Source organism: Tepidimonas ignava (genome assembly GCF_004342625.1).
GTDB lineage: Bacteria > Pseudomonadota > Gammaproteobacteria > Burkholderiales > Burkholderiaceae_C > Tepidimonas > Tepidimonas ignava.
Map to the genome: position 1 here is coordinate 167,287 of NZ_SMAH01000003.1, position 14,670 is coordinate 181,956.

Genomic DNA, 14,670 nt, shown 5'->3' on the forward strand with positions numbered 1-14,670 from the left:
CATGCGCTACGGGGATCTCATTCAGTTCGAGCCGATCGAGTCGGTCATTCAGCTGCTCGACGCCAACCGGCCCGATGAGGCAAAGAAGCTCGTCGCCACCTACGTCATTTCCGACGACATGGCCGAGCGGATCACCAAGCAGATGATCCCGCAGCTCTCGTTCGACGAATCGGTCGACCACAAGGGTGTGCTCGTGGTCGGCAACTACGGCACCGGTAAGTCGCACTTGATGTCGGTGCTCTCGCTGATTGCCGAGGACGCTGCCTACGTCCCGATGATCCACCACCCCAAAGTCGCGGAGGCTGCCGGTTCGATCGCCGGCAAGTTCAAGGTGCACCGTATCGAGATCTCCAGCCAGATGTCCCTGCGCGACATCATCACGCAGGAGCTCGAGATCTTCCTGGAGAACCAGGGCGTCAGCTACGCATTCCCGCCGGCCGACAAAGTGGTCAACAACAAGGCCGCCTTCGAGGAGATGATGGCTGCCTTCGACGAGGTGCACCCCAACCATGGGGTCCTCCTCGTCGTTGACGAGTTCCTCGAATACCTGCGCTCCCGCAAGGACCACGATCTGGTGCTGGACCTGTCCTTCCTGCGCGAGATCGGGGAGGTCACCAAGCATCTGCGTTTCCGCTTTGTGGCCGGCGTGCAGGAAGCCATCTTCGACAGCAGCCGCTTCCAGCATGTCGCCGACAGCCTGCGTCGCGTGAACGAACGCTTCACCCAGGTCCTGCTTGCCCGCCAGGACGTGAGCTTTGTGGTGGCGGAGCGTCTGCTCAAGAAGTCGGCGGACCAGCAGCACAAGATCCGCACCTACCTCACGCCTTTCGCCAAGTTCTACAGCAACATGAACGAGCGGATGGATGAGTATGTCCGCCTGTTTCCCGTCCATCCGGACTACATCGGCACCTTCGAGCGGCTGATCTTCACCGAAAAGCGCGGCGCGCTGGTCACTTTGCGCGACCAGATCCAGGCTCTCCTGGATGAGGAGGTGCCGACCGATCGCCCCGGCTTGATCGGCTACGACAAGTTCTGGGACACGGTCACCTCCAACTCGGTGCTGCGCTCAGACCCGAATATCGGCCCAGTATTGAAGGTGGCCGAGGTGCTTGGCGAGCGCGTACAAAAGGCCTTTACGCGCCCTGCTTACAAGGCGATGGCCATGCGGGTAATCAAGGGGCTGTCTGTCCACCGGCTGACGACCGGCGGCGACATCTACGTGCCGGTGGGCCCAACGGCCGAGGAACTGCGTGACACGCTTTGCCTGTACCAGCCCGGCATCGAGGATATGGGTGGTGAGCCCGCCGACGACCTGCTGACCGCCGTGCAGACGACCCTGCGTGAGATCGTCAAGACGGTCAACGGCCAGTTCATCTCCAAGGCACCGGACACCGAGCAGTACTACCTCGATCTCAAAAAGGACGTCGACTACGACGCCCAGATCGAGAAGCGCGCCGAAGCCCTGTCGGACGACGCGCTGGATCGCGCTTACTACAGCGCGCTCATGCAGCTCATGGAATGCACCGATGAGCATGCCTATGTCACCGGCTACAAGATCTGGCAGCACCAGGTCGAATGGCAGGAGCGCCGCGTGGAACGCAATGGGTACCTGTTCCTCGGTGCGCCCAACGATCGGCCGACCGCCCAGCCCGAGCGCGACTTCTACATCTACTTCATTCAACCGTTCGAGCCGCCCCGTTTCCGCGACGACAACAAAACGGACGAGGTGTTCTTCCGGCTGAAGGGGCTGGATGACGCCATCAAGCGCCATCTTGCGTTCTACGCCGCTGCGCAGGAGCTCGCTTCCACCGCCAGCGGCGCGGCGAAGGCCGTCTACCTGGACAAGGCCAAGGATGCCCTGCGCGACATGAGCAAGTGGCTGCAGGACAAGCAGATGACCGCCTTCGAAGTCACCTACCAGGGCAAGACCAAGACCCTGCAGGAATGGGCCAAGGGCGTGTCGATGCGCGACAAGCTCCGGTTGGGGCCGGATGAGCGCGCCAACTTCCGCGACATCGTCAACGTAACTGCCGGCCTTGCCCTCGGCACCCACTTCGCGGATCTGGCGCCGGAATATCCGACCTTCTCGGTGCTGGTCACCGAATCCAACCGCAAGCAGCTCATCACCAATGCTCTCAGGGCGCTGGCGGGCGGCACGCGCACCAAGGACGCCATCGCCATCCTCGATGCGTTGGAGATGCTGGACGGCGATCGCATCGAGCCCACGCGATCCAAGTACGCGCAGGAAGTGCTGAACCGGTTGAAGGCCAAAGGTCACGGCCAGGTGCTCAACCGCAGCGAGCTCATCAGCGGCGCCACCGACGTCGAGTACTTCGCGCCCGTGCGTTTCCGCCTGGAACCCGACCTGCTCGTGGCGGTGCTGGCCAGCCTGGTCTACTCGGGCGACATCGTGCTGGCGATTACCGGCGACAAGATCGACGCCGGCAAGCTGTCGCTCCTGGCCGAACGATCCTTGGACGACCTGATCCAGTTCAAGCACATCGAACCGCCCAAGGAAATCAATGTCGCCGTCCTGCGCTCGCTGTTCGAGCTGCTGGGATTGCCCAGTGGCTTGGCTCAGATGGCGACTCAGGGCAAGGAGGAGCCTGTCAAGGAGCTGCTGGATGCGGTCGCCAAGTTGGTCAACCGCGTGCTGACCGTCGGCACCGACCTGCGGAATCGCCTCAGCTTCTGGGGTCAATCCCTGCTGCGCGAAGAAGAGCTGCGCGACAGACAACAGAGGCTGGAAGCACTCAAGGGCTTCCTGGAAGGGCTGTCGCCCTACAACACTATCGGCAAGCTCAAGAATCTGCGCATCACCCAGGACGACATCGAGACTCAGAAGAAGAACCTCGATGCGCTTGCCGCAGTGGAGAGACTGCGTGACCTGGTTGCCGAGCTGGGCAATGTTGCCGCCTACCTCTCCCAAGCCGAAATGGTGCTGCCCGGCGATCATCCCTGGGTACAGCAGGCACAGGCTGCCCGCAAGGACATTCTCGACAAGCTCGCCGAGGACCGCAGTGCGCAGCATGCCGCTGAATACCGCCAGCGTCTGGCCACGTTGAAGAAGGACTACATCACCGCCTACGTGGCGCAACACAGTAAGGCCCGGCTCGGCGTGGCAGAGGACAAGACCAAGTCCGCTCTGCGCAAGGATCTGCGCATGGTGACCCTGCGCGCCTTGGCTGGCATCTCCCTCATGCCCACCGGCCAGCTCACCACCTTCGAAGACAGACTGGACAAGCTCAAGAGCTGCGCATCCCTGGTGGAAAGGGAGCTGGAAACAAGCCCGGTATGCCCGCACTGCGGTTTTCGCCCCGCCAACGAACAGGGCGACCTGTTGCCGGCCGCCAACGTGCTCAAGGCCCTGGACGACGAACTCGATCGTCTCCTGGAAGGGTGGCAGCGAACCCTGCTGGACAATCTAGATGACCCGATCATTCAAGCGAACTTCGAACTGCTGAGACCTAAGCAGCGGGACCTGATCAAGGGCTTCCTTGCGTCGAAAGCCTTGCCGGATCCGGTCACGCCCGAGTTCGTCGCAGCGGTTCAGGAAGCGCTGTCCGGCCTCGAAAAGATCGTGGTCACCGGCGACGACATCAAGAGGGCGCTGCTCAGCGGCGGATCGCCCGCTACGCCCGACGATCTGCGCAAGCGCTTCGAGTCATTCATGAACGAGCGTTGCAAGGGCAAGGACGCCAGCAAGCTGCGTTTTGTCGTGGAATAAGGAAACCCAGGGGAAAAACATGAGTGAGAGCGGGGCTCTAATTAACCTCGGTGACATTTCAAAGCCAGCAACCGTCCTTATCGAAAAGGTATCTGATGCGGTCGGCGGTATTGCCAAGCCGTGGCAGATAAAGCGCGTCGCCAAAGCCGAGGCTGAAGCCGACTTGATCCGTGCTCAAACCAGGATTGAGATATCGGAACTTGAACAGCGCGCGCTCGTCCGCATGGTGCGCGAAGAAGGCCAAAAGCAGGAAAACATCGAAAGTATCACAGCGAAGGCCATTCCACACCTTTCGCCCGAAGCAAAACCCGAGCAAGTCGAAAAAGATTGGCTGACCCATTTTTTTGACCGTTGTCGCCTGGTGTCGGATCAGGAGATGCAATCCCTTTGGGCAAACATTCTTGCAGGGCAAGCAAACGCGCCGGGCACATTCTCCAAGAGAACGATTGAACTGGTCGCCACACTGGACAAGGCCGACGCGCAGCTATTTACCCGGTTTTGCACGTTTGCGTGGATGATAGGAGGCCTTACGGCGCTCGTTTTGGACGAGCAGAATGAAATTTTCAATCGAGTCGGAATCACCTTTTCGAGCTTGAATCACCTAGACGATATTGGTCTGGTGACATTCAATAATCTGACGGGATTCATACGCCGCGGTCTTGGCAAGTACGCCACGGTTTTTTATTACGGGCGTCCGGTCACCATTGAGTTTCCGCAAGACCAGAATGAGCTTGTACTAGGAAAGGTTCTGCTGACACGAGCAGGAATGGAGCTTGCGCCTATTTGCGGCTCAGCGCCCTCAGACGACTATTTCGCCTATGTTCTCGCTGAATGGCAGAAGCATGGATATATTTTGTCGTCACCGCTCTTGAATAGAGAGCCCAACCAAAGCATAGGGGGCATCAATGGCTGATAGTAACTCACTGATGACACCAGCTAATCTCGCCGAATGGCTGGCACTGTCGAACGTTTTACTGACCGCGATATTCGCGGGTCTGACGTTCTTCATCCTGCGCGCCAACCGTGCGGCCGTCGCAGCAATGCGCGATCAACTTGCTGACCAGAATCGGCCCTATGTCCACGTGTCAGTCCAGGTCCGTATGGGGACACAGGTGTTGCAGTTGTTGGTAAAGAATGTCGGCCGATCGCCGGCGCAGGATCTAAGGCTTCATATAGATCGCGACTTCCACCAGTTTGGAGACAAGTCGGAAGCACGCAATCTGGCCAAGCAGTCGGCGTTCACCAACCCGATTGATTGTCTACCGCCGATGTCAGAGCTACCGATCTCGGCACCGGCCCCAGCATTTTTGGTAATGAGGCTGATACGGCGAAATGTCCACAGACATTCACCGTGTCGGCAAAGTATAAACACGGCAAGATCGACTACAGCGAGAAAACACACATCGACCTGCGGCCGTATATGGGTACCAGCGTTCCTCATCATCCGGTAGTGGAAGAGCTGGAGCGTGTCAGAAAATCCATCGACAACCTCAGTGGTGCAGTCAAGCAGTCTGCGAATTCACTGATTCAGGCCGGCCGCGCCGAGAACAAAGAATGAGCACCCTATTCAAGAGCACAAAAGGCGATAACGCCCCCGTCGAATGCCTGGGCCTGTCCTTTCCCAACGACCAGGCGCGCCGTGATCACTTTCTCAAGCTGCTCGCCGAGAAGCTCAAGGACCCGGAATTCCGCAAGCAGGACGGCTTCCCGCAGGGGACGGATGAGGCCATCCTCGCCATGTCCAATCCGCCGTACTACACCGCCTGCCCGAACCCGTGGCTCGCGGACTTCGTCAAGCACTACGGCAAGCCCTACGACCCGAACGAACCGTATCGGCGCGAGCCGCTGGCCATCGACGTCTCGGTGGGCAAGACCGACCCGATCTACAAGGCGCACTCTTATCACACCAAGGTGCCGCACCTGGCCATCGTGCCGTCGATCCTGCACTACACCGAGCCGGGCGACCTCGTGCTCGACGGCTTCGCGGGATCAGGCATGACGGGCGTTGCCGCCCAGTGGTGTGGATCGGCGCCGGCCAGCTACCGGCACGAGATCGAGATGGCCTGGAAGAAGGAAGGCCGTCCGGCGCCCAAATGGGGGGCGCGGCGCGTCATCCTCAACGACCTGTCGCCCGCGGCCACCTTCATCGCCGCCAACTACAACCTGCCGTTCGATGTGGACGCCTTCGCCAGGGCAGGCAAGCAACTGCTCGATGAGCTGGAAGCCGAAATCGGCTGGATGTACGAGACCCTGCACTCGGACGGCAAGACCAAGGGGCGAATTGAATACACCGTTTGGAGCGAAGTCTTCACCTGCCCGGAATGCGCGGGCGAGGTCAACTTCCTTGATGAAGCCCTCGACCAGGACAGCAAGCGGGTTCATGACACCTTCCCGTGTCCCCATTGCAGTGCTGAACTCAACAAGGATCGTCTGGAGCGGGTTCTGGAGAACCGACTCGATCCGGCCACCGGCGAGCCGTGGCAAAGGGTGAAGTTCAAGCCGTCCTTGATCGTCTACACGGTTGGGAAGACACGCTACGAGAAGGCGCCAGATGCCCAAGATCTGGCCGCGATCGCCAAGATCGAATCAATGCCGCTACCGGCTGCTGTACCGACCAGTCGCTTCCCCATTGAGGACATGTATCACGGGTCGCGAATTGCACCCAAGGGATTCACCCGCATACACCACTTCTTCCTGCCCCGTGCTGCGCAGGCCATGGGCAAGCTGTGGGAGAAGGCAAAGGCGCATCCCGATGCGCGCATCCGCGCCTTCCTGCTGTTCATGGTGGAGCAGGCGATTTGGGGTCTATCGGTGCTGAACCGCTACAGCCCGACACATTTCTCGCAAGTCAATCGCATGCTGAACGGCGTCTATTACGTCGCCTCGCAGCACGCGGAGTGCAGCCCTTGGTACAACCTGGGCGGAAAACTGGATCGGCTGGTCAAAGCCTTCCGCAACTTGAAAGTCGGCGCTGGCCAGACGGCGATCAGCACCGGCACCGCCGCCCGCTTGCCGCTGCCCGATGACTCGGTGGATTACATCTTCACCGACCCGCCGTTTGGCGAGAACATCTACTACGCCGATCTCAACTTCCTGGTCGAGTCCTGGCACGGCGTGACCACGGACGCGAAGCCCGAAGCCATCATCGACCGCTTCAAGCACAAGGCGCTGCCGGAATACCAGCACCTGATGCAGCGCTGTTTCGCGGAATACCACCGCGTACTCAAGCCCGGCCGCTGGATGACGGTGGTGTTCTCCAACAGCAAGGCTTCCGTCTGGAATGCCATCCAGGTGGCCTTGCAGCAGGCGGGCTTTGTTGTGGCCGAGGTCACTGCCCTGGACAAGGTGCAGGGCAGCTACCGTCAGGTGACCTCCACCACCGCCGTCAAGCAGGACCTGGTGATTTCCGCCTACAAGCCCAACGGCGGCTTGGAGCAGCGATTCCGCGAACGGGGCGCGTCGGAAGCCTCGGCCTGGGACTTCGTGCAGACGCACCTCAAGTATCTCCCGGTGGCCAAGACCAAGCACGGCGAATTGGAGTTCATCGTCGAGCGCGATCCTCGGCGTATCTACGATCGGATGGTGGCCTGGTTCGTGCGCCACGATGCGCCGGTGCCCCTGTCGTCGGACGAGTTCTTGAGTGGCCTGCGCAGCCGCTTTCCAGAGCGCGACGGCATGATGTTCCTCCCCGAGCAGGTCGCCGAATACGACAAGAAGCGCGCGCAGGCGGCCCAGGCACCGCAGATAGAGTTGTTCGTCTGCGACGAGCGCAGCGCCATCGATTGGCTGACGGACTTCCTGAAAAGGCGTCCCTCGACGTACCAGGAGATTCACCCTGAGTTCACCACCCAACTCGGCGCCGGCTGGAAGAAGCATGAGGCCAAGCCGGAGCTGATGGCGCTCTTGGAGAACAACTTCCTGAAGTACGACGGATCGGGGGCAGTCCCGAGCCAGATCCACGCTTACCTTTCGTCCAACTTCAAAGAGCTGCGCGGGCTGGAGAAGAGCGACCCACGCCTGATCACCAAGGCCAAGGATCGCTGGTACGTGCCGGATCCGAACAAGGCGCAGGATCTGGAGAAGAAACGCGAAAAGGCACTGCTGAAGGAGTTCGAGCAGTACCAGCAACACAGCGGCCGCAAGCTCAAGGAGTTCCGGCTGGAGGTGCTGCGCGCCGGCTTCAAGGACGCGTGGAGCAGGAAGGACTACCAGACCATCATCAAGGTCGCCCAGAAGATCCCGGACGAGGCGCTGCAGGAAGACGAGAAGCTGCTGCTCTGGTATGACCAGGCGCTGACGCGTACGGAGGCTGGTTCCTGATGGCGATTGAGGTGCCACGATGAACCAGGATGAGCTGCTCGCGCGCCTGAACGGCTTCGAGTGGAACGATTTCGAGTGCAAACGCGCGCAGCGCGGCGTGCCCGAGGACGCCTACAAGACCGTCTCGGCCTTCGCCAACACGGCCGGAGGCTGGCTGGTGTTCGGCGTGAGCGAGCGCGACGGGGAACTGGAAATCACCGGGGTCGAGGAGCCGGACAAGGTGCAGAACGATTTTCTGGCTGCGCTGCGTGGCGGTCAGAAGTTGAACCGCGTCATCGCCGTCGAGCCGCGGAAGTTCGAGATCGACGGCAAGCATATTTTCGCTTTCCACGTGCCCGAGTCATCCCGGGCCGACAAGCCGGTCTATCTCAAGGGTGATCCTCGCCAGAGCTACATCCGCCGAGGCGCGGGCGATGAGCAATGCACCCCAAGCGAGCTCGAGCGTTTCCTGCGCGATGCCGCACAGGATCGCTATGACGGTATGGCGCTTCCGGACATTCCGGTGGATCGCTGCTTCGATCTGGAGACGGTCAAGTGGTATCAAGTGCAGTTCGCCCGTCGCAATCCGGAGCACCTGGAGATCGCAGACCCGATCGGGTTTCTGCTCAACTGGAATTTCATCGTCGAACGGAGCGGCAGCATGCTGCCCACCCGCGCAGGCGTGTTGCTGTTTGGCGATGGGCGCTATGTGCGGCAGATTCTGCCGCGGCCGGTGCTGGACTATCAGCGCATCGACACGCCCTTCGACCAGTGGTCGGCGGATCAGCGCTGGCATGACCGCTACGTCTTCGAGGAGAACATATTCCAGACATGGCAGGGCCTGGTTGCCCGCTACATGCGGATCGCCGAGCACCCGTTTTCGCTCGACCCCGCGACACTTCGCCGCAATGACGATCCGCCCGACTATGTGGCCTTCCGGGAGGCCGCGATCAACCTGCTGATCCATCAGGACTACGGCGATCACGGACGTAAAGCATCCATCCGCCTGTTTGCCGACCGCACCATTTTCTGGAATCCCGGCGATGCCTTTGCGACCGAGGCGGAACTGCTGGACCCGACGGAGAAGGAAGTACGCAACCCGACCATTGTGAAGGCGTTCCGGCGAATCGGGTTGTCGGATCAGGCGGGAACAGGCATCCGCGCCATCTTCCGCAACTGGCACGACCTGGGGCGCGTACCGCCGCAATTGAAGAACGACAAGGCGCGTAAAGAGTTCGAGCTGGTGCTAATCAACAGGCCGCTGGTCACCGAGGCGATGCAGCGTTTCCGCCAGGCCATCGGGGTGAACCTGACCCGAGAGCAGGCGGACGTGCTGGCCCTCGGACTCGGACGCTCGGCTGGTGAGCGTATCAGCCTGACCGATATTCGCGGGCTGGGTGTAGGCACGACGCAGCAGGCCAAGCAAATCGCCGATTTCCTGGTTCATCAGCAGTTGCTTCAGCCAGTGAGCGAGACTCTGTTCGAGGTACGGGATGCGCTGCGGCAACGATTCGCCCGGGCGACTGAACAAGCCACCCCGCAAGTGCCCCCCCATGTCACCCCCCAAGTGACCCCACAAGTTACCCCGCAAGTCCTCGCGCTATTGAGAAAGGCTACGGGGGAGATGGCACGGCAGGAACTGATGAACGCCTTGGGTCTTAAGGACCGCAAGCACTTCGGGGATGCCTATCTCCAGCCCGCCCTGGAGGCCGGTTTGCTGGAAATGACGATTCCCGACAAGCCCCAGAGCAGCAAGCAGCGGTACCGCTTGACCGAACAGGGGCGGGCAGTGCTCAAGCAGGATGAGGCATGAGTGGTGGTTTCGCTGTCGGCGACTGGTGCTGGCATGCCCGGCAGGGCTCGCCCTGCCGGGTGATCGACCGCCAGGACGTGTGGGGGGAGGTCGCCTATCGCGTCTGGCTGCCGGCCAAGGAGGCGGTGGTGCGCGCCCGCGCCCAGGATCTGGTCGAGCTGACCAGCGTGCGCCCGACGGTGGAGCAGATCCTGCACACGGCGGCCGCGGCCAAGCTGCTCGACGCGCTGGAAGACAACCTGCTGCTGGCGCCGATCCAGTCCAGCGTGGTGCCGCTGCCGCACCAGCTCTACGCGCTGAACCGGGCCATGAGCCGAGATCGCATCCGCTACTTGCTGGCGGACGAGGTGGGGCTTGGCAAGACCATCGAGGCGGGTTTGATCCTGCGCGAGTTGAAGCTGCGTGGCATGGTGCGGCGGGTGCTGGTGGTGGCACCGAAAGGTCTTGTGCGCCAGTGGCAGGCCGAGATGCGGCTGCACTTCGGCGAGGCCTTCCGCTTCGTCGAGCCTTCCGAGCTGGCCGCGTTCCGCCAGTGGCGTGACAACGGCGCTCTTTCGGTTTCTGGGGGCGACGACAACCTCTGGCGCATGCATGACCAGGTGATCGTCTCGCTCGACTCGGTCAAACCCATCGAAGGCCGCCGTGGTTGGAGCTTGGAGCAACTCGCCACCTACAACCGCGAGCGCTTCGAGGATCTGATCTCGGCAGGCTGGGATTTGGTGATCATCGACGAGGCACACCGCCTCGGCGGCAGTACTGAGCAGGTTGCCCGCTACAAGCTCGGTGCCGCTTTGGCCGAGGCCGCTCCCTACTTGCTGTTGCTATCCGCGACGCCGCATCAGGGCAAGACCGACCAGTTCATGCGGTTGATGCAGTTGTTGGACCGAGAGGCGTTTCCGGACGAAGGCAGCATCGACCGCGATCGGGTGCGCCCATTCGTGATCCGCACGGAGAAGCGGGCCGCCATCGACGCCGAGGGCCAGCCGCTGTTCAAGCCTCGGTCCACACGACTTCACCCGGTAGCTTGGCAAGAGCGGCATGCCGCTCAGCGAAGGCTCTATGAGGCCGTGACGGACTACGTCCGGCACGGCTACAACCAGGCGATGGCTGCCAAGCAGCGGCACATCAGCTTCCTGATGATCCTGATGCAGCGGCTGGTGACGTCCAGTACGGCCGCCATCCGCGCCACCCTGGAGAAGCGCCAGGGCGTGCTGGAGGCGCCTCAGGCGCAGGCGAGCCTGTTCGAGGCAGTTGACCCGGATGAGTGGGCAGAGCTCGACGGCCAGTCCCAGCTCGACATTGCCGTGCAGGCCAGCGGGTGGGAACGGGAGAAGTCGGAGGTCGAGATGCTGCTGGATCTCGCCCGCGAAACCGAGCGACAGGGAACGGATGCCAAGGCAGAAGCGCTGTTGGAATTGATCTACAAGCTCCATCAGGAGGAGAACGACCCGCAGCTCAAGGTGCTGGTCTTCACCGAGTTCGTTCCCACCCAGGCCATGCTGGCGGAGTTCCTGGAGAGCCGGGGCTTTTCGGTGGCGTTGCTCAACGGCGGCATGGACCTGGACGCGCGCACTCGTGCGCAGCAGGCTTTCTCACGCGACGTGCGAGTGCTGGTCTCCACCGACGCCGGCGGCGAGGGACTGAATCTGCAGTTCTGCCATGTCATCGTCAACTTCGACATGCCGTGGAACCCGATGCGGCTGGAGCAGCGTATCGGCCGCGTGGACCGCATCGGCCAGCCCCATGTCGTGCGAGCGATCAACCTCGTGCTGGAAGACACGGTAGAGCACCGGGTGCGCGAGGTGCTGGAGGAGAAGCTCGCCGTCATCGCTCAGGAGTTCGGTGTCGACAAAGCGGCGGATGTGATGGACTCGGTGGAGGTGGAGCCGATCTTCGATGAACTGTTTGTGCATGGACTGCAAGACCCGTCCTCGATCGACAAGGAATGCGATGCGGTCATCAACCAGGTGCGGGAGAAGGTGGCGGCCAGCCGCAAAGACACCGATCTGTTGACGGAAGACCACACGCTGGAAGCAGACGATGCCCGCAAGTGGCGGGGCCATCCAGCGCAGTATTGGTTGGAGCGTGCGATCACCGCCGGGTTGCCTGCGAGAGGTGGAGCGGCTGAGAAGGCAGGCGACGCTTGGCGCGTGAGGTGGGCGGACGGGAGCGAGTCACCCCGTGTCTGCTTCGACGCGCGCACCGCCGAACAGAACCCTGAGATGGAGTGGATCACGTTGGAAGAACCACGTGCCCGCGCAGTCATCAGCGAACTGCCGCGCTGCGTGGCGGGCCAGCCCGTGCCGATTGCGGCAGTCAGCGGCTTGCCCGATACGGTGCACGGCGTGTGGTCGCTGTGGGAGATCAGCATTAGCGCGTCCAATCTCTCTGAGAACTTCAACCGGCGGCGATTCTTGCCCGTGTTTGTTACCGACGATGGCCGCACCTTCGTGCCGACCGCCAAGCGGATCTGGGATTTGCTGCTGACCGAGAACGTGACGCTCGCCCCGAAGGTCGAGGTGGAGCATGCCTTGGCCTGCTTTGAAACGTCGCTGGCTGCGGCCAAGGCACAGGGGGAGCGGCTTTTTACCGAGCTGCTGGAGGAGCACCGTGCCTGGCTCGCCGAGGAGCGTGAACGGGCGCGCTACGCCTTCGAGGCGCGTTACCAGGCGATCGGTCGGATCGGCCTTCCAGCCGTCAGGGAGCACCGCCGCAAACGGCTCGTAGCTGAGCACGAGGCACGCATGGCAGCGCTGGCGGACGCGGAAGCCTGCACGCCGGATCTCAATGCGGTGCTGATGCTTCGCATTGGTCACCCGGGAGGTACGCCAGCATGACAGCCTGGGTTGACCGCATCCTGAAGGAGTTTCCCGTCGATCTGGCCCGGCTCTGGATCGTTGCCGACCCGGACGATGTGCTGCTGGATGAGCAGGTGTTGTCGGGATTGCGTGAGCACGGCTTTGAAGTACTGCCCTTCGAGGACAGCATCGCGTTCCGGGCAGAGTACGAGGAGCGCTATCGGGCGGCGTGGGATCGCGGCGAGCCAGGTCCCTCCCGTGCCTTGATCCTCCATCTGCGGGGAATGAACGTCGCCGACTTGCCTTGGGACTACCTGCGTCAGGCGCGCAAGCTCTCCTTGAGTCTCGCTGAGTTGTTCCCTAGGCTGAGCTATACCGTGGTGAGGCAGCTGGGTAGTGAGATGCTGCCCGCGCTGTTCGAGGCGCAGGCGAGGCACGCGCATCAGTCGCTGGGCGAAGCGGCGACCAAGGAGTTCGTGCTGACGCACATCTTCCGTATCAGCCCGCACCTCATCACACGGTCGGAGGACTTTTGGCGTGAGCTCCTTCGTCTCCATTACCGCGAGGCGGCCCTTCCGCCTGTGCTCGCGCAGCACGTGGAGCAAGTGGTCGGTGAGCATAACGCCTTCAAGGGCATACCCATCGCCGACTTGTTTGCGCACAAGAGCCTCACGCTGCGTGTCGTGCAGGAAGCCTGGTTTCGCTATCTCACCAAGCTGGGAGTCACTGGAACCCGCACTGGTGAACCCACGCCGCCGGATTACGTCGCAAAACTCGACCTGCCTTTCGACCACCATGACGTCCGGGTGATCGTCGACTCGATGTTCCTGGATGGCACGCTGCACCCGCTGATGGTCCAGGGCGTGCCGGCCACCCTGCCGGAGTGGGCCAAGGCGGGTGTGGTGCAGGATCCGGCGTCGATGCGGAACCTGGTGTTTGAAGGCATCAAGAGCCTGAAGGCGGAAGTGCCGACCATCGAGTCACCGCACCGCGACTGGACCCATTTCTCGCGTCGCCTAGGCGAAGTCATCTCACGGTTTCACCGACTGGATGCAGCCCGAGCGGAAAGCATCAAGGACGCGATGCGAGACCTGGCTATCTCCGCCGACGATCGGTTGCGTGAATGGGTAGGCAAGCATTATGCGGACCTGCCGTCATTGCCCGCCGCCAAGGGACCGATCATGGTCCACCATGTGCCGAGGTATCTGGCGATGCGCCGGGGCAACGGCGAGAAGAAGATCGCGCTGGTGGTATTTGACGGGCTGGCCGTAGATCAGTGGATACTGATCCGGGAGACCGTGGTCAGTCGGTCGCAGCGGCTGATGTTCGACGAGAGTGCCTGCTTTGCGTGGCTGCCAACCCTGACTTCAGTGTCCCGGCAGGCGCTGTTCTCCGGCTTGCGCCCACGTGAGTTCGCCGACAGCATCGAATCAACCTCTCAGGAACCGGCGCAATGGACACGGTTCTGGCAGGACCATGGTCTTCGCGCAAATGAGGTGCTGTACCGCAGGTCGATCAAACGCACCGATGACCTCCCCGCGCTTGAAGCAGCCCTGACCCATCCGTCTCTGAAAGTGGCTGGCCTTGTCGTGGACACCGTCGACGAGATCATCCATGGGGCAGTGCTTGGAAAGCGTGGCATTGCAGCCCAGATCGCAAGCTGGTGCGAGTCGGGCTTCGTGGATCGTCTATTCTCGATGCTGCTGGACAACGGATTCCACGTCTACCTAACCGCAGACCACGGCAACGTCGAAGCGGTGGGCATTGGCCGCCCGAACGAAGGCGTCGCGTCTGAGCTGCGCGGGGAGCGTGTCAGGATTTATCGCAGCGAGGCTTTGATCGCGGAGACGGCGGCAGCCAATCCGAAGACCTTCCGTCTGGATGTCGCTGGACTTCCGGCGAGCTTCATGCCGCTATTCGCAGGAGGACGCGGGGCGTTTGTACCGAAGGATGACCAGGTCGTGGTTCATGGCGGTGTCTCCGTAGAGGAACTAATCGTGCCCTTCGTGAAAGTGAGCTACGCGAATTGAATC

The 14,670-nt window shown here is 61.8% G+C and carries 7 protein-coding genes; all 7 read left to right on the forward strand.

Annotated elements, in window-relative coordinates; translation table 11 throughout:
* Position 1 precedes the first annotated feature (1 nt).
* The 7 genes from EDC36_RS03395 (at position 2) to pglZ (ending at position 14,667) form a co-directional block, all read left to right on the forward strand.
* Positions 2-3,727 (forward strand): DUF6079 family protein, encoded by a 3,726-nt coding sequence (locus EDC36_RS03395; protein ID WP_132764525.1) that lies wholly within the window; start codon positions 2-4, stop codon positions 3,725-3,727.
* A 19-nt stretch (positions 3,728-3,746) separates the two neighbouring features.
* Complete coding sequence (locus EDC36_RS03400; protein ID WP_132764528.1) at positions 3,747-4,640, forward strand: DUF2806 domain-containing protein; 894 nt, start codon at positions 3,747-3,749, stop codon at positions 4,638-4,640.
* Between the two features lie 342 nt (positions 4,641-4,982).
* Positions 4,983-5,285, forward strand: a complete 303-nt coding sequence (locus tag EDC36_RS03405) for a hypothetical protein (protein ID WP_132764531.1) — start codon at positions 4,983-4,985, stop codon at positions 5,283-5,285.
* A complete protein-coding gene (locus tag EDC36_RS03410) occupies positions 5,282-8,047 on the forward strand; it encodes a DNA methyltransferase (protein WP_132961844.1) in 2,766 nt (921 codons plus the stop codon). The genes EDC36_RS03405 and EDC36_RS03410 overlap by 4 nt, the downstream gene beginning before the upstream one ends.
* 19 nt (positions 8,048-8,066) lie before the next feature.
* The gene (locus EDC36_RS03415) at positions 8,067-9,839 is read left to right on the forward strand and encodes a Fic family protein (RefSeq protein ID WP_132961845.1); all 1,773 of its coding nucleotides are present in this window, start codon (positions 8,067-8,069) and stop codon (positions 9,837-9,839) included.
* The gene (locus EDC36_RS03420) at positions 9,836-12,676 is read left to right on the forward strand and encodes a helicase-related protein (protein ID WP_132961846.1); all 2,841 of its coding nucleotides are present in this window, start codon (positions 9,836-9,838) and stop codon (positions 12,674-12,676) included. The genes EDC36_RS03415 and EDC36_RS03420 overlap by 4 nt, the downstream gene beginning before the upstream one ends.
* Positions 12,673-14,667: a BREX-3 system phosphatase PglZ gene (pglZ, locus tag EDC36_RS03425; RefSeq protein ID WP_132961847.1), complete on the forward strand. Its 1,995-nt coding sequence runs from the start codon at positions 12,673-12,675 to the stop codon at positions 14,665-14,667. Before EDC36_RS03420 ends, pglZ begins: the two co-directional genes overlap by 4 nt.
* The last annotated feature ends 3 nt before the right edge of the window (positions 14,668-14,670 follow it).

Bases quoted from the DNA above. Each gene is read 5' to 3' on its own strand.
- EDC36_RS03420 (WP_132961846.1), top strand. From the start codon at position 9,836: ATGAGTGGTGGTTTCGCTGTCGGCGACTGGTGCTGGCATGCCCGGCAG.
- EDC36_RS03400 (WP_132764528.1), top strand. From the start codon at position 3,747: ATGAGTGAGAGCGGGGCTCTAATTAACCTCGGTGACATTTCAAAGCCA.
- EDC36_RS03415 (WP_132961845.1), top strand. From the start codon at position 8,067: ATGAACCAGGATGAGCTGCTCGCGCGCCTGAACGGCTTCGAGTGGAAC.
- EDC36_RS03410 (WP_132961844.1), top strand. From the start codon at position 5,282: ATGAGCACCCTATTCAAGAGCACAAAAGGCGATAACGCCCCCGTCGAA.
- EDC36_RS03395 (WP_132764525.1), top strand. From the start codon at position 2: ATGCGCTACGGGGATCTCATTCAGTTCGAGCCGATCGAGTCGGTCATT.
- pglZ (WP_132961847.1), top strand. From the start codon at position 12,673: ATGACAGCCTGGGTTGACCGCATCCTGAAGGAGTTTCCCGTCGATCTG.